Annotated in this window: 19 protein-coding genes; 11 read left to right on the top strand and 8 right to left on the bottom strand. The window is 53.0% G+C overall.

Annotated elements, in window-relative coordinates; all coding sequences use genetic code 11:
* Positions 1-229: 229 nt before the first annotated feature.
* Positions 230-1,096 (top strand): arylamine N-acetyltransferase, encoded by an 867-nt coding sequence (locus FDX01_RS16315; protein WP_137400158.1) that lies wholly within the window; start codon positions 230-232, stop codon positions 1,094-1,096.
* Positions 1,097-1,485: 389 nt separating this feature from the next.
* A complete protein-coding gene (locus FDX01_RS16310) occupies positions 1,486-3,228 on the top strand; it encodes a SulP family inorganic anion transporter (RefSeq protein WP_137400157.1) in 1,743 nt (580 codons plus the stop codon).
* Between the two features lie 212 nt (positions 3,229-3,440).
* Here FDX01_RS16310 and yncL read toward each other — a convergent pair whose 3' ends face one another.
* On the bottom strand, positions 3,441-3,536 hold the full coding sequence (yncL, locus tag FDX01_RS16305; protein ID WP_115258458.1) for a stress response membrane protein YncL: 96 nt from the start codon (positions 3,534-3,536) through the stop codon (positions 3,441-3,443).
* Positions 3,537-3,728: 192 nt separating this feature from the next.
* Between yncL and FDX01_RS16300 the strand changes: the two genes are divergently transcribed.
* Entirely contained in the window at positions 3,729-3,902 is a 174-nt protein-coding gene (locus FDX01_RS16300; RefSeq protein WP_096756988.1) for a GhoT/OrtT family toxin, read from the top strand.
* Positions 3,903-3,910: 8 nt separating this feature from the next.
* On the opposite strand, the gene FDX01_RS16295 is transcribed toward FDX01_RS16300, so the two are convergent.
* Genes FDX01_RS16295 through FDX01_RS16285 form a run of 3 tightly spaced genes read right to left on the bottom strand, consistent with a single transcriptional unit; the run spans position 3,911 to position 10,363 of the window.
* Positions 3,911-6,070, bottom strand: coding sequence for a virulence factor SrfC family protein (locus tag FDX01_RS16295; protein ID WP_137400156.1), 2,160 nt, complete (start codon positions 6,068-6,070; stop codon positions 3,911-3,913).
* Entirely contained in the window at positions 6,067-9,048 is a 2,982-nt protein-coding gene (locus FDX01_RS16290; RefSeq protein ID WP_096759398.1) for a virulence factor SrfB, read from the bottom strand. Before FDX01_RS16290 ends, FDX01_RS16295 begins: the two co-directional genes overlap by 4 nt.
* A gap of 4 nt (positions 9,049-9,052) precedes the next feature.
* Entirely contained in the window at positions 9,053-10,363 is a 1,311-nt protein-coding gene (locus FDX01_RS16285; protein ID WP_137400155.1) for an SrfA family protein, read from the bottom strand.
* Between the two features lie 282 nt (positions 10,364-10,645).
* Here FDX01_RS16285 and FDX01_RS16280 point away from each other — a divergent pair, with 282 nt between their 5' ends.
* Both FDX01_RS16280 and FDX01_RS16275 read left to right on the top strand, forming a co-directional pair.
* Positions 10,646-12,244, top strand: coding sequence for an ABC transporter substrate-binding protein (locus tag FDX01_RS16280; protein WP_137400154.1), 1,599 nt, complete (start codon positions 10,646-10,648; stop codon positions 12,242-12,244).
* Between the two features lie 17 nt (positions 12,245-12,261).
* Complete coding sequence (locus FDX01_RS16275; RefSeq protein ID WP_096756992.1) at positions 12,262-12,495, top strand: YdcY family protein; 234 nt, start codon at positions 12,262-12,264, stop codon at positions 12,493-12,495.
* An 87-nt stretch (positions 12,496-12,582) separates the two neighbouring features.
* Here FDX01_RS16275 and FDX01_RS16270 read toward each other — a convergent pair whose 3' ends face one another.
* Entirely contained in the window at positions 12,583-13,032 is a 450-nt protein-coding gene (locus FDX01_RS16270; RefSeq protein WP_096756993.1) for a DMT family transporter, read from the bottom strand.
* Positions 13,029-13,547 (bottom strand): L-methionine sulfoximine/L-methionine sulfone acetyltransferase, encoded by a 519-nt coding sequence (mddA, locus tag FDX01_RS16265; RefSeq protein ID WP_137400153.1) that lies wholly within the window; start codon positions 13,545-13,547, stop codon positions 13,029-13,031. Before mddA ends, FDX01_RS16270 begins: the two co-directional genes overlap by 4 nt.
* A 37-nt stretch (positions 13,548-13,584) precedes the next feature.
* Between mddA and FDX01_RS16260 the strand changes: the two genes are divergently transcribed.
* From FDX01_RS16260 to FDX01_RS16245, 4 genes are all read left to right on the top strand, one after another.
* A complete protein-coding gene (locus FDX01_RS16260; RefSeq protein WP_096756995.1) occupies positions 13,585-14,160 on the top strand; it encodes an XRE family transcriptional regulator in 576 nt (191 codons plus the stop codon).
* A gap of 69 nt (positions 14,161-14,229) precedes the next feature.
* Positions 14,230-15,264: an NADP-dependent oxidoreductase gene (locus FDX01_RS16255; RefSeq protein WP_137400152.1), complete on the top strand. Its 1,035-nt coding sequence runs from the start codon at positions 14,230-14,232 to the stop codon at positions 15,262-15,264.
* A gap of 209 nt (positions 15,265-15,473) precedes the next feature.
* The gene (locus FDX01_RS16250) at positions 15,474-16,535 is read left to right on the top strand and encodes a YncE family protein (protein ID WP_115258463.1); all 1,062 of its coding nucleotides are present in this window, start codon (positions 15,474-15,476) and stop codon (positions 16,533-16,535) included.
* Between the two features lie 137 nt (positions 16,536-16,672).
* Complete coding sequence (locus tag FDX01_RS16245) at positions 16,673-16,894, top strand: YgdI/YgdR family lipoprotein (RefSeq protein WP_096756998.1); 222 nt, start codon at positions 16,673-16,675, stop codon at positions 16,892-16,894.
* A gap of 43 nt (positions 16,895-16,937) precedes the next feature.
* Here FDX01_RS16245 and ansP read toward each other — a convergent pair whose 3' ends face one another.
* Both ansP and FDX01_RS16235 read right to left on the bottom strand, forming a co-directional pair.
* Entirely contained in the window at positions 16,938-18,380 is a 1,443-nt protein-coding gene (gene ansP / locus FDX01_RS16240) for an L-asparagine permease (RefSeq protein WP_096756999.1), read from the bottom strand.
* A gap of 146 nt (positions 18,381-18,526) precedes the next feature.
* Positions 18,527-20,068: a PAS domain-containing methyl-accepting chemotaxis protein gene (locus FDX01_RS16235; RefSeq protein ID WP_115258464.1), complete on the bottom strand. Its 1,542-nt coding sequence runs from the start codon at positions 20,066-20,068 to the stop codon at positions 18,527-18,529.
* Between the two features lie 496 nt (positions 20,069-20,564).
* On the opposite strand from FDX01_RS16235, the gene FDX01_RS16230 reads away from it, so the two are divergent.
* Together FDX01_RS16230 and FDX01_RS16225 are read left to right on the top strand one after the other, a co-directional pair.
* Positions 20,565-21,563, top strand: a complete 999-nt coding sequence (locus FDX01_RS16230) for an MsnO8 family LLM class oxidoreductase (RefSeq protein ID WP_137400151.1) — start codon at positions 20,565-20,567, stop codon at positions 21,561-21,563.
* On the top strand, positions 21,563-22,684 hold the full coding sequence (locus tag FDX01_RS16225; protein ID WP_137400150.1) for an amidohydrolase: 1,122 nt from the start codon (positions 21,563-21,565) through the stop codon (positions 22,682-22,684). Before FDX01_RS16230 ends, FDX01_RS16225 begins: the two co-directional genes overlap by 1 nt.
* The last annotated feature ends 21 nt before the right edge of the window (positions 22,685-22,705 follow it).

The raw sequence follows: 22,705 nt of genomic DNA, 5'->3' as shown, positions 1-22,705 counted from the left end.
CTATTCAGGTGGCCAAATTCACTATGCCACTACACTACACAGTACTGAATGTGGGTAATAAAATACAGCCACTTTCAGTTAGCAATGCCCGTAATTATAGAGAAAATGTATTGCCTGGAGCAGATTTAGAATCTATCTGACGCCATCAGTCCTTTTTAAAGCTCCAAACCTTCCCTCTGATAAACTCTCAAAAATGAAACATGTACAGACTTAGGAATATGACATTAACATGAACGATTTAGTAAAAGCCTATCTGGCTCGCCTTGGCCTTGACGCAGAAAAACCCTCCATTGAGGCACTTACCCGTTTACATCAAGCTCATGTAGAGCGGATCCCTTACGAAACATTCTGGATCCACCTTGGTCAGGATTGGGGAATTGACGCCATGGAAAGTTTCAGAAGAGCGGCAACAACCCGACGAGGTGGTTATTGTTTTCAGCTCAATGGCGGCTTACATACGCTACTCACCCACCTTGGTTATCGTGTGGGTATTCACCCAGCAAACGTCCACGGCGCAGAAGGCCCCGAGCATATAAAACTGGAAAACCATGCAGCTATCATCGCTGAGGGGTTGCCGAGTGAAAATAATCCCAACGGGAGATGGTGGGTGGATGTCGGTCTTGGCGATGCGCTTCATGAGCAAATGCCTCTGATGAATACTACCGTTAACCAGGACTCGATGCAGTTTGGCATGGAAGCCATGGACAAGGACGGCGTGGGCGATTGGCATCTCATTGCCGATCCATCGTGCTGGATCGCAGGCGTGAATATGGCTGAGCAACCCGCTTCTATGAGTGATTTCGTAGACCGTCATCACTTTAATATGCATTCCCCTGAATCCGGATATGCAAAAGTTGTTACTGCACAACTCCGGAAGCCACACGGCAAAACGATACTGCGAGGTTGCGTTTTAACAAAAACCGATGGCGAAGTCGTTACGACTCACATCTCAACGTCTTTACCCGAGTGGCAGGAAGTGCTTGATGAAGAATTCGGTCTGACTTTCGAAAACGTTCCTGAGATATCGCTAAAAAAACTGTGGGTTAAAGTACAGAAGATCCATGAAGAATGGGTCCAGACTCGCGAAAGTACGTAAAACAGCAAGTTGTTGACGACCGGCCCGATACATACGTTGATGTTATCGGCCGGAGCAGTATCATTGAGCGGAGTACCAACAATCGTATACTGGATTTGCTCATTATTCGGCAGCGAGCGAAATCTTATTAATATTGCAACTGCACTAATCGCACTTTCCCCTACATAAATCCATGCTTAATGTCCGCTGCTGGCACTCAGCGGACAATTTTTGGGATCAGAAGGCACGGTCGGTTTTGAACTATGTTTAACACCAGTCAGAATAATAAGATGGTTGAGGTTATTAGGGCCTGAACGGTGGCGGCCTCATTCCGGGAGCATTAGATAACCAGAACCTCACTCAGAAGTGTGCCAACATTGCGTGGGTAAGAACAATATCCGGAGAATAAAGTGTTCGGAAAATTTTTTTTAAATTACATGCCTGGTTTACAAAATTTATTAGCCTACGATAAAAGCTGGCTAAAACATGATGTTAAAGCCGGGTTATCTGTTGCGGCTGTCGCACTACCCGTTGCTATTGCTTACGCTGAGTTGGCGGGTGTTGGGGCAATCGTAGGGCTGTATTCCTGCGTTTTACCGATGATCGCTTATGCACTGTTTGGTTCTTCACGTCAGCTTATTGTTGGCCCTGATGCTACAACCTGCGCGGTGATTGCGGCCGTCGTGTTTCCCCTCTCTGCAGGTAATCCCGAACTGCACTGGCAACTGACGATCATCATGACATTGATGATGGGCGGATGGTGCCTGCTTGCCAGTAAATTTCGCCTGGGCGCACTTGCCGATCTGCTTTCTCATCCCATTCTTACTGGTTTGCTTAATGGCGTAGCCGTGACGATTATTGTCGGGCAATTAGGTAAGGTTTTAGGGATCACACTTGATGAGGCGCAGGTTATTGAAAAAATAATTGCCTTGCCAGGCCGAATCGCAGACAGCCATTTATTAACCTTAGGACTATCACTTTTAACGTTAGTTATTTTAATGGTTATCAAAACGTATCGCAGCCACTGGCCAGCACCGTTGATTGCCATTGTGATAACAACGGCGCTGGTATGGGGAACATCAGCACAAAATCATGGGATTACCACTATTGGAGGCGACGGTTTTCAGCCTGGTTTACCCGTCGTTAACTGGGCGGCGTTCCAGCCAGGTCTGATGCGTGATTTAGTGATCCCGGCGCTGAACCTGGCTTTGGTCAGTTTTGTCAGTCTTATGCTGACCGCCCGTAGTTTCGCCGCGAAAAATGGCTATGACATTAATGCTGATGCTGAGTTTAGAGCTCTGGGTATTGCGAATCTCATGTCTGGATTATCTCAGGGGTTTGCTATCAGTGGAGCCGATTCCCGAACCGCTGTTAATGATTCAACTGGGGGGAAAAGTCAGCTGGTTTCCGTGGTCGCAGCCTTACTCATCGGTATCATAGTCGTATTTTTTACTCAGCCATTACAGTTTATTCCGGTTTCTGCATTAGGTATTGTTCTAATGTATGCCTCGTGGTCATTGATTGATTTACGTGGGCTATGGAACCTGAGGCGAAGAAATAAACAGGCATTTCGTTTGGCCTTCTTCACCTTTGGCTGTGTGTTAATTATCGGTGTAATCCAGGGAATCGGGCTTGCCGTGTTGCTCGGTCTGTTACAGTTCCTGCGTACAGTCTTTCGTCCTTCTGAGCACTTACTGGGAACTGACGAAAATGGAATGATTCACTCATTAGGTAATTCAACCGATATTAAAATGGTTCCGGGCGTGTTGATGTATCGATTTAACTCCCCGTTGACCTATTTTAATGTGGCTTATTTTAAACGTCGGGTATTGAACTTAGTTGATGGTACAACATTACAACCTAAATGGGTGGTTATTGATGCCGTTGCCTGCTTCACCTATTCAGATATAAGTGTCCTGGCCACCATTAATGAGTTAAAGCGTGACCTGAAAAGTCGACAGATTACGTTAATCCTGGCGGGCCGGAAAACGGAATTAACACGCTGGTTTAAAGAAAGCCGGCCAACAATGAAGGATGATGACATGCTTCTGGCTCCAGACCTCTATTTGGCACTCCGGTTCATTCAAAGCAAAGAGAGTGCGGGTGAGGGCGAATCCGACGGTGATGTACCATCCCAGCGACACAATTCCTGAAAGGGGTCCAAATTCAGTAGACCACTTCATACGGGGCCGCTTAGGGGGCAAAGCATGCCGGGATTCGTTATCTCATTACCGCAGAAAGGTTAGGGCTATTACACACTAAGTATAATTTACTGGCAGGTGAAGCAGTGGGAAGATCGCACATCAATGGCAGAGAGAATGTTCTCTCTGCCAGCAGACGCTGCAATTAATCAACAAGAGTCACATCAAGCAAACCAGCCAAACCTTGCGGATATCAGGCTGAAAAGTCCTACAGCAGCAAAGAGATTTATCAGTACTACGGTTTTACTGGAAACATTCATTTTTGCCACCTTTCGATTTAACCCTTATGGGTATAGTACGGGTTAAAACTATCCGCAATAGTACGAAATCTGAACATTACGGAGAACGGTTGTTTTCTCGCCAGTTTTCTTAAAAAAATGAATAAAACTTGATGTGTGTCATAAAAAAGAGCATATTGCGCGCGATTTTCCCTTCTGGCCCGGATGCCCTAAATGTCTTTGTACCAAAACATGCTGGTTTTTTATGCGGTAATGGCCGCCATCGCGGCTATCATCACCTGGTTTCTATCGCGCGATAAAAAGCGTATTCGCTTTCTCAGTGCGGTATTAGTCGGGGCGACGTGGCCGATGAGCTTTCCCGTCGCACTCCTGTTTTCTCTTTTCTAATGACGTCGTCAGGCCTTTAGCAGCGCGATTAATCGCAACCTGTCAGCGTCAGTCACGTCCAGCGGATGCTGATAGCCGACGTTTTCATTGGCGCGGGTGTACAGGGCAACCAACCAGTCATACACGTATCGGCTGGCACCATGCCGAGGTTGCTCGTCCAGTTTTGCCAGTCGACGCATCGGTTGTTGCGGCGGGGCGCTAAAGATAGCGGCACCTTTTAGGATCCTGCTGGCAGGGCGCTGTTCCTCGGCAACGCGAGCAAACCCAAGCCAGGTAATAAAATCACCGATATCCGCGTGCAGCTGCGCTGCGCAGACGTTCTCGCGCTGCATAATAGCGTGCAGGCGTTGCGGCATCTCCAGCCGGTAACTGGTGGTCACCAGGATGTCAGCAACCTGCCTTAAAGTTTCCGGCTCCAGGTGCAGGCGACGCGCGTTATTCTCATTACGACACCACTGGCGCACATGGTTGATCCACATTTTATGCGCCAGGTATCCGGTCTCTTCACTCTCTTGCGGGTGAGACGTATCTCGCGCGTCAGCAAACAGGTCGATCGTATCATTAAATAAGCCGCTAACCTGCTCCTCACGCGGTTGTTGAATACGTAACAACGATTCCACGCTGCGCATAGGCGGCAGTAGTCCCTCCAGCAGCTCGCCATGTTTTGCCGCCTGAGCTTGCAACTGGCGAATAAGTGATTCACTCGCCCCGGTCGTCTCGTCATCCGTGTGTAGCCAGCTCATTAACGTGGCGCGAATTCGCTGCTGGATTTGCTCGTGCAGAGAGATAAACCGAGCCTGACGCTGAGCGGGCGAAGTGGCCTGCGACAACCATTCAACCAGCCGCTGTAAACTGTGCTTATCCAGCGCCTGCAGCGTGCCCCAGTGCAGTCCGGGTTTGCCCAGTAATTGCTGAACGGCTTCATCGAGGTTCTGCTGGGTGCTAAAACGTGCATCCTGTGGGGTAATGGCCCACACCACGCCCGGTAACGCAGCATCGTGCAGCGGTTGGGTATCGTTGATCCAACCGAGTAGTGTGCGGGTGACGGTCGGCGTCTGCGAACGGGTGGATACCGCGTTGCAGATGACTAACACATCGGGTTGCAGACACTGGCGGTAATGCTCCAGCATCCAGCCTAATTTTGCTTGCCATAGCGGGTGTGGATGCGCATCCGGTGCCAGGGGGATATCCAGCAGGTCCGTGCTCTCCAGTACTGTGTCTTCTACCGTCAGTACCAGTTCGCGGGTCAACAGCGCCAGTGATTCCAGTGACAGGCTGACCGCATTAAGCAACTGATTGTCGGCAATGGGATGCACCACCACATCACTTAGCGCGTCGTTCCCGGCCAGTGCCGCCTGAGTGAGAAAGCTTTCGGCGGGCAAGCCGAAATGGTCGACCAGCAGGCTAAACGGCGCAGCTAATTCTTTGGCATGCCCGGTTTGCTGCAGCGTATGCGCCAGTGCCAGAAACTGCTGCGTGAGTTCTGGCTGTTCTCCCCACAGTAATGCCCAGGCATGTGCCCGGGTGGTGAGATCCAGTGCCGGAAGCAGCATGGCAAACTGGTGCCACAGCGCATCGTCAATTTGCTGCTGGTTTGAGGGAACACGAGAACGCCAGAAACGCGCGATGGTGGCCACGTCTTGTGCGCAGATCCCCGGCACAGGATGGCGCTGGCGCAGCGTCTGCCATTTTTCTAACCGCGTCTCAATGATCGCTTTTTCAACCTGACGGTTGTCAGGTAACGCACAGAACTGGGCGATAAACAGCTGAACCAGCTCCGCCTCGCTCATCAACCGCAGGCGCAGCGGCCATGCGCTGTCCAATGGGGTTTCGTCGCGGGTGAAGCGAATAGCCATGTTGGTTGGCGCATGGCCGGGGTTAATGTGCGTAAAGTAATCGATGCTGCGATCCGGCGTGGTGATGTTCAGTTTGCCACCCGAATCGCTGCACAATGCGCTGAGCAAATGCGCTTTCGCCGCCTGTGAGTGGCCGTACAATCCCACACAACCCGGCGCGGCGAATGTCTCATTGAGCGCGGTTTCATTGACCGCGGCTAACGTGAGCTGAGCCAGCAGGGAATCTGCTTCATCATCCAGGCGTGCCGCGCGCGTGCGCACTTCCGTTACCCATTCGATGGCGGCCTGTGCGGTGTTTAACGTCTTGCTCATTTCAGGTACACACTCCCGCTATCAATCCAGTAATGGCTGCCGCTGTGGCGGCGGTCTGCCAGCGTATTCAGTTTTAAGGTTAAGGCGTTAGCAGCAACGGGTGTGCCATCCTGCAGCCAGGCATCGCTGAGGACGAAGTATTCCGGGCCGGTCTCTTTGCTACCGCCACGTAATTGCAGACGCACATTTAATACGCCATCACCGGCGATGGTTTTCGCCAGCTCAGCAGAGTTGATACTGAGCGTATACAGCGGGGTGGCGGGCCAGCGGCTGTTCTCCAGCTGGCGGAAACCTAACGTCACATTGCCACGCAGCGGGAAATTCAGGCGCGCGTCCAGCTTTGCGCCAGGCTTGTCGAGGTCGATATCGTGATACCAGATATTCTCATCGCGCAGCGTATTAACCGTGTTATCTAACACGCCGAGATAGCGTACCGTCGAGTACGCGCCGATATCGGCGGCTTTAAAGTTAAAACGCGGCAGACGCAAATCCAGCGCCAGGCTGCACAGCATGGCGCCCACGGCGGCGGTGGACTTCGGATTGCCAATGCGCCCTTGCTGGCTAAACGGATACCACTCATGCACGCGGTAGCTGTCCATCCAAATCATACGATTAACCGGAACGGGTTGCAGATGACGAATCAGCGCCTGTACGCCTGGTAAACAGGCGGGTCTGCCGGTTACCAGTAAAATGTCACAACGATAGTGCGAGATGGCTTCACACACGGCGTGCAGCGGAGAGGTCAGGGTAAACTGCCCGGCCAGCAGGGCTTCCTGTAATGGCCTGAACTGCACTTGCAGCGGCACGCTCAGCACGTCAAAAACCGGTGAACCCGCAGGCAACGCATGATCGATGGCCTGCTGGATATAGTTCATCACGTTACGCGTTGGCGGCTGGGCCAGCAGTTCACCAAAGGTGGCATGCAGTCCCGCTACCGGGTCGTTAACATCGCTTTGCTCCCACGCTGAGAGCACCGCATGCCCGAGCGGCATAAACAGCTGTAACGCCGTTTGCTGGCGTAAAATCGCCTGGGTGTCGATGCGCCCGGAGTCGCCAAACAGCGTGGCCAGCAGGGCGGCGGCGTCGGTAACCCCCGCCTGTTGTAAGCGGGTTTGCAGGGCAGGTAGCACGCAGCGTTGGATAACATCGAGCAGCAAGTCATCCCCGGCAACCTTGAATCCTTCACGAAACAACAGATGCGGCGTGATTTTGACATTCGCCCCCACGCCATCATCTAACTGATAATGGACCACGGCCATATCCGTGGTGCCGCCGCCAATGTCGATTGATGCCACACGCAGGGCGCGACCGTTGACTTCACCCGGTTCCGGCAGGCGGTCCGGGCGGGCGAGGGCGTTGAAGAACGATTCGGTGTGCCCGTCGTAGTGTGAAATCGCTTCATTGTATAGCCAAACCAGCTGCCCACAGCTGGCTTCATCCCATTCCATCTGGATCTCAGGGACGGGGACCACGCTTTTTTCCTGCTGCTTGCGGGTGGTAAAATCGTCATCCTGCGGATGCCAGCCCATCGCTTTCCACACTAATGCAATAGCCTCAAACATGCGCAGGCGGAAGATCTCACGCTCTTGTTTTGGCATCGCCGACGGCAGGGTCAGGATCAGCGTACGCAGCTGGCGAGGTGAGGCCGGAAAACCAAGGCGCAGACGTGTCGCCACGCTGTTAATTTGCCCCAGCGCCTGCGCCAGAACTTCGCACAGCATATGAGTCATCAGCGTGCTGCGACTGTACTGCGGTGAGAATACCGGCAGCCGGTCATCCTGCGGCAGGCTAAACAGCGGTTGGCCATCATCGTTCATCAGATTCATCAGCGGGAAGGCAGTTGCCAGCGGTTCGCGCTGAGTTTTGCCATTCATCTGGCTAAAGCGCCAGTCGTGCAACACCGGTGTTTCATCCCACAGATACCGACGCGGGCTGGAGATCCCGCTGCTGCCTTCGGTGCCGACGCGCTGCATGGCCAGTTTGCGGGCTTCATCGCCGACACGAACGATCGACGGCCAGATGAAGGCATCGTCACGACCGCTCTCCACGGAAAAGTGCTGTTTCCCAAAACGCGCCTCGGAAAACTCCAGTCGGCTAGTGAACAGCGGATCGTTGAGGTATTGCGGCTCGCTTAATGAACGGACCTGTAATTCTGCCGTCTGGCGTAGCCCGTCATTGGCGTCACCGTGATCTTCAATCAATACGCCGCAGGTATGGGTATTGCCGATATCCAAGATCAGATCGACGGGAATGGCCGGGGTGCTAAGGGTGTGCGTCACCAGCTTTACTTCCGGAATGGCAAGCTGCTCGCCTAACAGGGTCAGCACATTCAGCCAGTGCGCCTGATATTCGAAATTTCGCAGCGCGAGCTGGATCTCTTGTTCGGCGCGGTTTTCTTGTTGCGTCACATAGTGCAAAAAAGACTCGCGCAGCCAGCCGTCAATCCACGTCTGGTCGAGAAAATCAGCGATTTCTTTATCGTGCCAGGCCAGCGCAAATCGCGTGCCGTTGAGCAAATCGTTTTCATTTGGCGTCAATACGGCGGGGGCATGCTCGGTTAACTGGCTGTCCAGCGCCACGGTCACACGGTGCGTGTTGCCCGCACTGTCCGGTTGTGCCAGCTTGCGCACCTGTACGCGCGCCCAGTTATCCGGGCCTTCGACAAATGTGCGCGGCGGGTTAAAGCGCAGGAACGGCAGCGGCAGCCAGACGCCGTCGAGCACGTCCAGTGAATAATGTAATGTCTGGGTGCTTTCTGGCTTGACCACTTCGGGTTGCCCGCCAGTGCTACCTGGTAACGTATAGCGGCCCGTTGTCAGGTCGAAATCCAGTCGCAGCAGCGGGCCGTTGGCCGTTTTGCGCACAAAGCGCCCGTGATGCGCGGATTCCTGCGGCGTCAGGCCAAAATCCAGAAACTGTACGCCGCTATTGGCAATGAGCGTCACGCTCTGTTTGTAATCACACAGATTCACCAACATAAAATCAGGCACCTATCTTTTTGATGGTCATGGGGATCTCCGCGTGATCGTCATAACGTGCGGTACAGGCGGCTACGTCGTTGGTTCCCGCTTTACAGGTGATTTCCGGCATCGGATAACGCGAGCCGTCCGTACAACGCGCGTTCCCACGACTTTTAATCATTAATTCACCCGACTGGTGCAGACCGGAGAAAATCTCCGCACGACATACCACATTGTCGCCGTGGACGACTCGCGCAGTGCCTTTATTGGTCTGGATCTGATAACGCAGCGAGGGCGCTTTACCGCTGACCGGATCTTTGATGTCGACCATCACGCGCCAGTTACCGTTGAGGAAGCGGGTGGTGCCGACCTTCATCTGGTTCGCGTCCATGACCAGCGCATCTTTCGGGATCGCGGCAATCACCACCGGCCCCTCGGCAGGCTTCTCTTTTTTTACCACCGGGACAACTTCCGCGCGATGCAGCGGCAGCGAAGGTGTCAGTACGGGTAACGGCTTGATGTCGACCCTCGCAACCTCAATCGGCTGCAGCGCGGGCGCAGGGCGTGTCGCCTGCTGTTTCCACAGCAGCGGTCCAACGATAGCGGCAATAATGACCGCGGCAACCGGCAGGCTCCACAGCGGCAGTTTACGCGCAGGTGTTGGCAATACGGGCGGTGGTGAGGCCTCGGGTTCATTTACGATGACCGGGGGCTGCGGTTCAGGTTCTGCGGGCTTGGGTGTTTCCACGACCTGAGTCAGTAAAGGTGCATCGGCTTCGGCAAAGGTGATTTCCGGGACGACCATATCTTCTTCAGGTTCGGCTTGCGGTGCGGGCATGACCGGAGGAACATCGGCAATCCGCAAGCAGTCGAGCACATCGTCACGCGTGTTTTCGTTCAGATTGACGAATCCCCAGAAGGTTATCACCGGTTTGCCATCAACCAGAAAAACGTGATTTTCCCCAGGAAACTGAACGGCCTTTTCCAGCAGAGATCCAAACAATTGCAGCGAGGTTTTACCCGATTGCAGGCTTTTACGACTGAGAGTCGCCGCGCTGTCCAGCGTGCTGGCCAGATAGCGTAATGCCCGAAAGCGCGCGTCTTCATCAGCGGCTTTCCAGGCGACGGCTTGTCCTTCAATCGGGGAATACCAGTCAACCCGATCGCCATTATCATTGACTTGCGGGATCGCCAGACAATCGGCCATGGCCTGCTGTTTTCGCAGACGAAGCGTTTCACGAATTTGCAATGCTGAATCAAAAACGGCCTGACCACCGCCGCCCACGGCCTGATAGTCATCCAAATTGCCGCTGCGCAAGAGAGTTTTTGCCACGTTGTTATCCCTTAGACTTCTTCACACATCTACTTTACGGCTTATAAACGCGAGCAAACGGTGGAAGAGAGGCAAAAAGGGGCGAATTTTCATGGCATAGAGCACGGGGAAAAATCTTGACGTTTTGAAAAAGACTTAAGGGAAATTATTTCACCGGTGCTGTCGAATTAATCAGCGAAAACCACCGGATAAGAATAACCTGATAGTGATTTGTTATTAGTCAGTTTTTGTCAGCTATGCTCTGATAATGAGCTGAATAATAAAATAAGAAGGCATACAACAATGATTGCAAGGAAAACGTTGCTCGCGCTGGCGCTCAGCGCGGGATTACCAACCGGTGCTGCATTTGCTGCCAATACCGACACCCTTATCTACTGCTCTGAAGCGTCTCCCGAATCCTTTAACCCGCAAATCGCCAGCTCCGGTCCGTCGTTTGTGGCCAGTTCTCAGGTGCTGTATAACCGACTGATTAACTTTGATCCGGTGAAAAATACCCCGGTGCCGTCTCTGGCTACCGACTGGACGATATCCCCGGATGGCTTGACGTATACCTTTACCCTGCGTCAGGGCGTGAAGTTCAACAGCAATAAATTCTTCAAACCGACCCGTGATTTCAACGCGGATGACGTGCTGTTCTCGGTATTACGTCAGAAAGATGCCGATCATCCGTACCATAACGTCTCGCAGGGTAACTATGAGTACTTCAACGATGTCGGGTTGGACAAGCTGATCAAAGAGGTGAAGAAGGTTGATGATTATCATGTCCAGTTTGTGCTGAACGAACCTAATGCGGCGTTTCTGGCCGACTGGGGGATGGACTTCGCGTCCATTCTCTCTGCGGAATATGCCGACCAGATGCTGAAAAAAGGTACGCCGGAAAACGTCGATACATGGCCGATTGGCACTGGACCTTACGTGCTGCAACAGTATAAGCAGGATTCACAGATCCACTATCTGGCCAACCCGAACTACTGGGATGGTGACGTTCCGACCAAACACCTGATCTTCGCCATTACGCCAAACGTGCAAACGCGACTGGCAAAACTGCAAACCAATGAATGCCAGATAATTCCCGCGCCTGCGCCGGTGCAGTTTGAGGAAATTAAGAAAAACAGCGACCTGACGCTGCATTCGGTCGATGCGCTGAACGTCGGTTATCTGGCGTTTAATACTGAGAAAAAACCGTTTGATAACGTATTGGTACGTCAGGCGCTGAACTACGCGACCGATAAAAAAGCGATCATTAACGCCGTCTTTTTAGGTTCAGGTACGGTGGCAAAATCACCGATTCCGCCGAATATGATGGGCTTCAACAACGATCTGAAAGACTACGATTTCGACCCGCAAAAAGCGAAAGAACTGCTGAAGAAAGCTGGGCTGGAGAACGGTTTTGAGGCGACGCTATGGTCGATGCCGGTTCAACGTCCGTACAACCCGAACTCCCGTCGGATCGCTGAGATGATCCAAAGTGACTGGGCGAAGGTTGGCGTGAAGGCGAAAATCGTTTCCTGGGAGTGGGGTGAGTACCTCTCCGGAATGCGTAAGGGCGAGCACGACACCGCGCTGTTTGGCTGGATGTCTGACAACGGCGATCCGGATAACTTCGCTGATGTCCTGCTGGGCTGCAACAGCATTAAAACCGGATCCAACGCCGCACGCTGGTGCGATAAAGCGTATAATGCGCTGGTGCAAAAGGCGAAACAGGTGAGCAAGCCGCAAGAACGTGCCGCGCTTTACCAGCAGTCGCAAGAGATTTTCTACCAGCAGGCACCGTGGATTGCGCTGGCAAACGGCAAAACGTTCTATGCCACACGCAGTAACGTCAGCGGATACAGCGTTAGCCTGATGGGCAGTGATTTTTCAAAAGCTAAATTAAATTAATCAGTTAAGGAGAAAGTATGTCGCACCTGGATGAGGTCAGCGCCCGCGTCGACGCCGCCATTGAAGAGAGCGTCATTACGCATATGAACGAACTGCTGATTGCGCTCAGCGATGATGCAGAACTGAGCCGGGAAGATCGCTACACCCAGCAACAGCGTCTGCGCACGGCGATTGCGCATCATGGTCGTCAGTATAAAGAGGATATGGAAGCCCGCCGCGAGCAGCTCACCAAAGGTGGCACTATTCTCTGATATTTCCTTGCCGGATGGCGGTGCTCACACCTTATCCGGCCTACAGGCATATTCCGTTGGCCTGATAAGCAAAGCGCCATCAGGCAGTTAAAACGCGCGTCTGGCCACCAGCCAGGCGCCGATTACCAGCAACACCGCGCCACAAACTGGCCCCACCAGCGCACGCAGCGGTACGCCGTTGCTTCGCAAGATATCCAGTAGCAGACCGCCAATCAACTGACTGGCAACCAGCACCGCAATGGTGGTGGCAGCCCCCACATTTTGATAGCCGCTAATACTGGCGAAGACAAAAAAAGAACCCAATAAACCGGGAATTAACGTCCACCAGCGTACGCTGGAAACCAGCTCACCAAACCCCGCCATACCTTGCTTAAACCACAGAATGCTGACAAACAGCACAATACCCACCAGCGAATTGAGCAGCATGGCAATCAGAATGGTTGAAGAGGTCTGAGTAATACGTACCATTAAGGTGTTCTGTACCACCAGACCAATGCCGGCGGCAATCAGAAAGGAGAGGGTTAGCGTCGAGTTCATCCGCGTGCGTCCGGATCGCGGCGATCGTCCAGTTGCAGCTGCATAAAGGTCAGATCCAGCCAGCGGCCAAACTTCGTCCCCACCTGCGGCATTTGCGCGGTTAAGACAAAACCGAGCGTGCTGTGCAGGTGCAACGATGCCTGATTCTGCGACTCAATGCCCGCGATCATCACATGCTTACCGCACCTGCGGGCCTCATCAATCAACCGGCTGAGTAATGCGCGCCCCAGGCCTTTGCCTTGATGATCCGGATGCACATACACCGAATGCTCAACGGTATGACGAAAACCATCAAAATTACGCCAGTCGCCGAAAGACGCATACCCGGTGACCACGTCATTCTCTTCACTCACCAGCACCGGATACCCCAGTATTTGCCGGGCTTCGTACCAGGATATACGGTTTTCGGCATCGACAGTTTGATCGTTCCAGATAGCCGCCGTATGCAGCACCGCGTGATTGTAGATTTCTGCAATGGCGGCGCAGTCTTCTTTACTGGCAAAGCGAATTGACATGTTGAACCTCAGGTATTGTTCACTATAGTATTACAATATGAATACTATTGAAGACAGCATAAATCAACGGATCGGTGCAAGAATTCGCATAGAACGGGAATCTCGCGGCTGGTCGCTGACGGAACTTGCCGAGCGCGCGGGCGTGTCGCGGGCCATGATCCATAAAATTGAGCGTGGCGAGAGCAGTCCAACGGCAACGCTGCTGGGGCGGCTTTCCGGGGCATTTGGCATCAGCATGTCAACGCTGATGGCGCGGGCTGAAATGCAGGAGGGCAAGCTGCTGCGCTTCGCCAACCAGCCAGTCTGGCACGATCCGCAAAGCCATTATCTGCGCCGCCACGTCTCCCCGCGCAGCGATCTGCCCATCGATCTGGTGCAGATAGAACTGCCAGCCGGGAGCGACATTCCCATGCCCGCTTCGTCCTACGTGCAGGCCAGACAGCTAATCTGGCTGCAGCAGGGGGAGTTAGTGTTTGTCGAAGGGGACACGCGCCACGAAATGAAGGCCGGTGATTGTCTGGAACTCGGCCCGCCGAATGACTGCCGATTTATTAATGAAACCGCACAACCCTGTGTTTATCTGGTTGTGCGGTTAAACGCCGTCGGCAATTAATGTGAAAGCATCGCTAGCGCGGGGCGTCTACTATTGATGGATTCATGCCAAAAGCAGAGGAGAACATCAATGAGTCAACAACTGCAACGCAATCGCCGCTGGGTACTGGCTTCACGCCCCCATGGCGCTCCGGTACTCAGTAATTTCCATCTGGAAGAGGGTGCTGTCGCCACTCCTGGGGAAGGGCAAGTTTTACTGCGCAACGTGTATCTGTCTCTCGATCCCTATATGCGCGGTCGCATGAGCGATGAGCCTTCATATTCTCCCCCGGTGGAGATTGGCGCGGTGATGGTCGGCGGTACCGTCAGCCGGGTGATGGCATCAAATCATCCTGATTATCACGTTGGTGAATGGGTTCTGAGCTACAGCGGCTGGCAGGATTTCGACATCTCCGATGGTAGCGGGTTGGTAAAATTAGGCGATAACCCTGAACATCCATCCTGGGCGTTAGGTCTGTTGGGCATGCCGGGCTTTACCGCGTATATGGGGCTGCTGGATATCGGCCAACCTAAAGCCGGAGAGACGTTGGTGGTGGCAGCAGCCACCGGGCCGGTAGGCGCAACCGTCGGGCAAATTGGCAAACTCAAAGGGTGTCGGGTAGTCGGCGTGGCCGGTGGAGCGCAAAAATGCCGTCATGCCACCGAGGTGCTCGGCTTTGATCTTTGCCTCGATCACCATGCGCCTGATTTCGCGCAACAGCTGGCGCAGGCTTGTCCGCAGGGGATCGACATCTATTATGAAAACGTTGGCGGCAAAGTCTTCGACGCGGTGCTGCCGTTACTCAACACCTCTGCGCGCATTCCGGTGTGTGGGCTGGTCAGTGGTTATAACGCCACGGCGTTACCGGCAGGTCCCGACCGTTTACCGCTGCTGATGGCCACCATACTGAAAAAGCGCATCCGGATGCAGGGCTTTATTATTGGTCAGGATTACGGTCATCGCATTCATGAGTTCCAGCAGGAGATGGGACGCTGGGTCAAAGAAGGTAAAATCCAGTACCGGGAACAGATTACGGAGGGGCTGGAGAATGCTCCGGCAGCCTTTATTGGTCTGCTGACCGGGAAAAACTTTGGCAAGGTTGTGATCCGGCTCGCTGAAGATTAATCGCGAAAATCCGCTGTGCCGCTCTGTTTGTGAGCGGCACGTTAAGCATTTATGGAGAAAATAAGAAGGTTGTTGCCAGAAAGCGAATAAACACTCCACTTTGAGATAAATAATGATTACTATTCTCATTCTTAAAAATGCAAAACCATGATTTTGCTGATTGAAGCATTGTGAAGCAGTAACAAATGAATTTATCAAAGGGAGTCGTCATGTCTTTACGTCATCTGTTTTCACCGCGTCTGCGTGGTTCTTTACTGTTAGGTTCACTGCTTGTTGCATCCTCTTTTAGTACGCAGGCTGCGGAAGAACTGCTGCGCAAAGCGGTAGGCAAAGGCGCCTACGAAATGGCGTACAGCCAACAGGAAAACGCGCTGTGGCTTGCCACCTCCCAGAGTCGTAAGCTGGATAAGGGCGGGGTGGTTTACCGTCTCGATCCAATCACGCTGGAAGTGACTCAGGCGATTCATAACGACCTGAAACCGTTTGGCGCCACCATCAACAATGCGACACAGACCCTGTGGTTTGGTAATACTGTCAACAGTGCAGTCACCGCGATGGATGCTAAAACCGGCGACGTAAAAGGCCGTCTGGTACTGGATGCGCGTAAACGTTCGGAAGATGTCCGTCCGCTGCAGCCGCGTCAGCTGGTAGCCGATGACGCCACCAACACGGTCTACATCAGCGGGATTGGTAAAGAGAGCGTGATCTGGGTGGTCGACGGTGAAACCATCAAACTGAAAACCACCATTGCTAACACCGGTAAAATGAGCACCGGTCTGGCTGTCGACAGCAAGGCTAAACGCTTGTACACCACCAATGCTGACGGTGAGTTTATTACCATCGATACCGCAGACAATAAAATTCTCAGCCGCAAAAAGCTGCTGGATGACGGCAAAGAGCATTTCTTTATCAACCTGAGCCTGGATACCGCTGGTAACCGCGCGTTTATTACCGATTCTAAAGCGGCAGAAGTGCTGGTGATTGATACCCGTGACGGCAAAGTACTGGCGAAAGTCGCCGCGCCGGAATCTCTGGCTGTGCTGTTCAACCCTGCGCGCAATGAAGCCTACGTGACGCATCGTCAGGCCGGTAAGGTCAGCGTGATTGACGCGAAAAGCTATAAAGTCGTCAAAACATTCGACACCCCGACGTTCCCGAACAGCCTGGCGCTCTCCGCTGATGGCAAAACCCTGTATGTTAGCGTGAAACAAAAATCTTCACGTGAGCAGGAAGCCACACAGCCGGATGATGTGATTCGCATCGCGCTGTAATTTACCCGGAGGGGGAAACCCCTCCTGTTATTTATCCATACCCCACGATACGCCTCGTTACACCCCATCGCTGGCCTGATAAACATCAGGGACTTACACTAGGTCCTTATCGGCTCATTGCATAACACAGGAATATCATGAAAAAGCCATTTATCTGCCTTTGCGCAGGCGTAATGCTGTTTACTCTGGCAGGTTGTTCAACGGATTACGTCATGACCACGAAAAGTGGGCAAACTATCGTCACCCAGGGCAAACCGCAGTTGGATAAAGACACCGGGATGACCAGCTATACCGATCAGGATGGCAACGCGCGGGAAATTAACAGCAATGATGTTGCGCAGTTAATCGAAGCCAACTAAGAAAGCAGGCCTGACGGGGATACGCTGTCAGGCCTGAATGCGATTACGGCGCGGTGCGCTGGATTTCCGCCACGCGTTTACGCACGCCAAACCATCCGGCAACCAGCAGAATAGCAATCAACGGTAACGACGCGATGGTGTAGGTGCCGTTCGGATAATCAAAGGCCATCAGCACCAGCACGCTTAGCAGGAACAGCAACGTTAACCACGAGGTAAACGGCGCGCCCGGGAGCTTGAAGCTGACATCTGCCGCTTTGCCGTCTTTAATGGCCTGACGCAAACGCATCTGGCACACCACGATAAATCCCCACGACGCAATAATTCCTAACGACGCGAAGTTCAGCACGATCTCAAACACCTGCGAAGGCACCAGATAGTTGAGGAAAACGCCGACCACATACACCACCAGTGTGGCGAGGATCCCAGCCCATGGGACCTGCTGACGGCTCATTTTCGCCATAAATTTGGGGGCTGAACCGCCCATCGACATCGAACGTAAAATTCGCCCGGTGCAATACAACCCCGAGTTGAGGCTGGAAAGGGCGGCGGTCAGCACCACAATGTTCATGATACTGCCGATATACGGCACGCCGAGTTTCGAGAAGAAGGTCACAAACGGACTTTGGCCCGCTTGATAGGCGTTCCATGGCAGCAGCAGCACCAGCAGTACGACTGAGCCAACGTAGAAAAGGCCAATGCGCCAAATCACGCTGTTGATCGCTTTTGGCACCATGGTTTGCGGATCTTTGCATTCTCCGGCGGCCGTACCCACCAGTTCAATAGAGGCAAAAGCAAAGACCACACCTTGTACCAGCACCAGCGCGGGTAACAGACCGTGCGGGAAGAAGCCGCCGTTATCGGTGATCAGATGAAACCCGGTGGTGTTACCGTCCAGCGGTTGTCCGGTACCTAAAAAGACCGTACCAACCACCAGAAAAATCACGATTGCCAGCACTTTGACCAGCGCAAACCAGAACTCCATCTCGGCGAACCATTTCACGCCAATCATGTTCATGGTACCTACAATCGCCAGCGCACCAAGGGCAAATACCCACTGTGGCACATCGCCAAACGCCCCCCAGTAGTGCATGTACAGCGCGACAGCGGTGATATCGACGATCCCGGTCATCGCCCAGTTGATGAAGTACATCCAGCCAGCCACATAGGCCGCTTTCTCTCCCAGGAACTCACGGGCGTAGGAGACAAAACTGCCGCTGGAAGGGCGGTGCAGAACCAGTTCTCCGAGCGCACGAAGAATAAAGAATGAAAAAATACCGCATACCAGATACACCAGCGCTAAAGCGGGTCCAGCCATTTGTAAACGTGCCCCGGCCCCTAAAAACAACCCGGTACCAATCGCGCCGCCGATGGCGATCATCTGTACCTGTCGGTTGCCCATCGCTTTGTGATACCCCTCTTCGTGAGCATTCAGCCAGCGTCGTTTCGCCGCATGTTGTTCTGCGGCTTGCGTGTTGTGTGTGTTCATTGCGTTTCCTGTTGGCCTGACAAATTAACAAAATCCTTTTTGCCGCCCATGTAGCGGCGAAAACAGCGTTACCCTTCATTGTGTTAGAGGGGAAAACTGTCGGCCGAGCATCCTACAGTCAATTAATCAGTGACGCAAAGCCTGCATTATGCCGATACGCCAAAGACCTGAACGGCCTGCTGCAGTCGTGAGGAGCGCTGAGTTAAATCGGCGGTGGCATCAGTGACGCGTTCCACCATCTCGGCGTTAGTGTGGGTCATGGTGCCGACGCGTGAAATCGAGTCATTGATCAGATCCAGCGCCTGGGTTTGTTCCCGCGTCGCGAGGCTGATGTCTTTAATCATCATCGACATCTGCAATACGTCACCGATCATGCCCGTGAGATGCGTTTCCGTCTGCTCCACCATTTTTACGCCGGAGTTGACGTTCGCGACGTTCTTCTCAATTAGCTGCTTGATCTCTTTGGCGGCTGAGGCTGAGTGCTGCGCCAGGTTGCGCACTTCCGCTGCCACAACGGCAAAACCACGACCGGACTCCCCGGCGCGTGCGGCCTCGACGGCAGCATTCAGCGCCAGAATATTGGTCTGAAAGGCAATACTGTCGATAACACCGATGATGTCGACGATCTGACTGTTATCACGCGAGATAGCCTGCATCATGCCGATGGTCTGTTTCATGATATCGCCGCCTTCCGTCGCGTTGACGCTGGTTTTATCGGCCATGGTCATCGTTTGTGCGGCGGTATCGGCGGTTTGTTGCACCGCGCTGCCAATTTCTTCAATGGCGGCAGCGGTTTGCTGCAGGTCAGCGGAGGTTTCTTCGGAACGTGTATGCAGTGCAACGCCTTCTTTTGATACCCGTTGACTGATTTCGCGGATCCCGGCGATTTGTGTACTGACATCATCCACCAGAGAATTTAGATTCAGCCCGGATTGATTAACCAGTCGCATCAGCATCCCGATTTCGTCTACGCGATTTAAATGACAGTTATCGGGTTTACGGCCGGAGACAACCTTTTTCATTTGACTGAGCAGCGTATTAACTGGCTGACAAATTTGGCACTTAAGGTAAATACCAAATAGCAGAAATAGCACGATCATTCCGCCAGCCTGAATAAATGAATTCACCGGTGCGAGTGTTAATAATACGCAGAGCAGGGCTACTACCCCTAAAGCGTAATTGACTCGCTGACTTATGCTTAACCATTTAAACGCAGAGGTCCATGCCAGTATGCCACGACGAATAATAATGCCTTTAAACAGTCGGAAACCTTTAAATTGCTGGCTATTTATTTTTTCATACAGCTGCTCACTCTGGGCTATTTCTTCCCGTGATGGAACGGTACGCACAGAGATGTAGCCGGTTAATTTTTCACGGTGCCAGACGGGGGTGACGTTGGCGCGAACCCAGTAATGGTCACCATTTTCCCGGCGATTTTTCACCATCCCGGTCCAGCTGTCACCCTGCTGGAGAGTGTGCCACATGTCGGCGAAGGCGGCAGAGGGCATATCGGGATGGCGAATAATATTGTGGGGTTCGCCCATGAGCTGGGTTTCATTAAAGCCGCTGGCTTCAATAAAAGCCGTGTTGGCATAGGTAATGTGGCTTTCTTTATCCGTCGTCGACAGCAGCGTCGCTTTCGCGTTAAGTGTGTGCTCAACTTGTGTAACGGGCATGTTACTTTTCATGGCGGTCCCTGGTGGTATGTTCAAGTCATACAAAAACCCCCGGAATAATACCAGGGGATATTAAAAAGCTGTTTTAAACCATTTTTAATAAGAAACGCTGCATTCTCTACTAATCATTAGCCTGACGAAAGTATTTCAAATAAAAATTTTGTTGTATGCAGATTGTTAATGGTCATAAATATGAAACAATAAATACAAGTGTATAACATAAAGAGATTCTTCAGCTGACTTAAATTAAATTCAGCATAAATATAGTGCGCAAAAATAAAACTACCGCAAAATGATATTGTTGGGTTTCTGGCATAAACAGTAACCCTATTATATTTTGTAGGGTATGTTTTTTCTGCTTCTTATACCTGCCCAGGAGAGACCTTACCCGTAGTAGAAGTAAGGTTGGTTAGCGATTTTTTAGCTGAGTAAATGTGAATTAAATGTTTCTGAATGATTGTTTGATAATTTAATAATGACGACATGTTAACAATCGTGAGCCTGTAACATGTCATATTGCCTGAGTATTCTCGATAAAAGCCCCATAGGGGAAACCGAAACTGCCGCCATTGCGCTTGCCCGTACGCTACAGCTGGCACAGCTGGCAGAGGCGTGGGGATACCACCGCTTTTGGATAGCGGAGCATCACAATACGCCGCAGCTAGCCAGTCCGTCACCGGAGCTGGTGATCGCCTGGATCCTTGGCCAAACACAACGTATCCGCGTTGGCTCTGGTGGCGTTATGCTGCAACATTACAGCCCGTATAAAGTAGCGGAAAACTTCAATTTACTGGCATCACTGGCCCCAGGGCGCGTTGATCTCGGCGTGGGGAAAGCCCCAGGCGGTCTACCGCTGTCAACGCAGGCGCTCCAGCAGGGGCTACATCAGAGTGAAAAGGGCAGCTTTGCCGAGCAGCTTTCGCAGCTCGATGCCTGGCTGGCATTGACCGGGACGGAAACCGGGCACGCGGTATTTCCGACGCCGATCCCGCCCTCTCCGCCGCAAAGATTCGTGTTGGGGGCCAGCGTGCCAAGCGCACAGTTGGCGGCCGAGTCTGACTGGAATTTCATCTTTGCCGCGCACCTGAACGGTGATCCGGCGCTGCTACGCGATGTTCTGACTTACTGGCAAGCCAGCAGTGTGCGCCCGACGATTGTCGCCGTGCAGGTGATTGTGGCGAACAATCCGGAGACTGCCGCGCAATTGGCGGAGAACGTACAAATATGGGGCGTTGAGCTGGAAGATGGTCAACGCGTGACGGTGGCCAGTGAAGAGCAGGCATTGGCATTCGCCGCACAGGCGGGCAGCGTGCCACGAAAAATTGCCCGTCGAGCGCAGGCGTTGTTGCACGGAACGGCCGAAGATGTGGCCGCAAAGCTGAACAGCCTGCACGCGCAGTACGGAATTGATGAATTTATTATCGATACCCCGCTAGCAGAAGGTCATGCGCGTCTGACATCGCTGCATTTGTTGGCGCAGGCCCATTCCGCTGTGGAGGTCGTCTGATGTCATTGGCCTCGACGCTTATTGGCTGGCGCCGTGAACTGCACCAGTATCCGGAGCTGTCCTTACAGGAGGTGGCGACTACAGCGCGTATTCGCGACTGGTTGCGTGCTGCCGACGTCAACATTTTGCCCTTTGAACTGAGCACCGGTCTGGTGGCTGAGGTTGGGCGAGGAGACGATGTTATCGCCCTGCGGGCCGATATCGACGCCTTACCGATAGAAGAGAATGCCGATGTGGCGTTTCGCTCCGTAACGCCGGGGGTCATGCACGCCTGCGGACACGACGTGCATACCAGCGTCATGCTCGGTGCTGCGCTGTTGTTGAAACAGCAAGAAAGCGCATTACCGGGGCGGGTTCGTATCCTGTTTCAGCCTGCGGAAGAAAACTTTGGTGGCGCGAAAGCGTTAATCCGCGCCGGGGCGCTACAAAACGTAGCGGCGATTTTCGGTATGCACAACGAGCCTGGGTTACCGGTGGGTGAGTTTGCCACGCGTGGCGGCGCATTTTATGCCAACGTCGATCGTGTCGTGCTGCGTATCCATGGCAAAGGCGCACATGCCGCTCGGCCACATGAAGGCAAAGATGCCATTCTGCTTGCCAGCCAACTGGTGACGGTGTTGCAAGGCGTGGCCAGCCGGGAGGTTAACACGCTGGATTCGGTGGTGCTGAGCGTGACCCGTATTCAGGGCGGCAACACGTGGAACGTGCTGCCAGAATTCGTTGAGCTGGAAGGGACGCTCAGAACCCATCGCACAGTCGTTCAGCAGCAGGTCAAATCACGGGTGAATGACATCGCCGCCGGATTTGCCCACGCCTTTGGCGCACAAATTGATGTTATCTGGCACGCGGGCCCCACGGCGCTGGTCAACGATTCGCGCTGGGCAGAGATTGCCACCGAGGTGGCAAAAAACTCCGGGTACACGACGCACTATGCCGATCTGCATATGGGTGGAGAGGATTTTGCCGTCTATCTGCAAAATACGCCCGGGGCATTTGTCAGTATTGGCAGCGCCAGCGAATACGGATTACACCATCCGGGTTTTAATCCGGACGAACGATTAATTGAACCCGCCGCGCAGTACTTTACGCATTTAGCGAAAACGGCATTCATACACCTTTAATTTTACCTGTTGGGTAGGGGG

The sequence above is a fragment of the Citrobacter sp. wls613 genome, assembly GCF_005281195.1.
Taxonomy (GTDB): Bacteria; Pseudomonadota; Gammaproteobacteria; order Enterobacterales; family Enterobacteriaceae; genus Citrobacter; species Citrobacter gillenii.
This window is presented reverse-complemented; position numbering and strand designations above follow the sequence as displayed.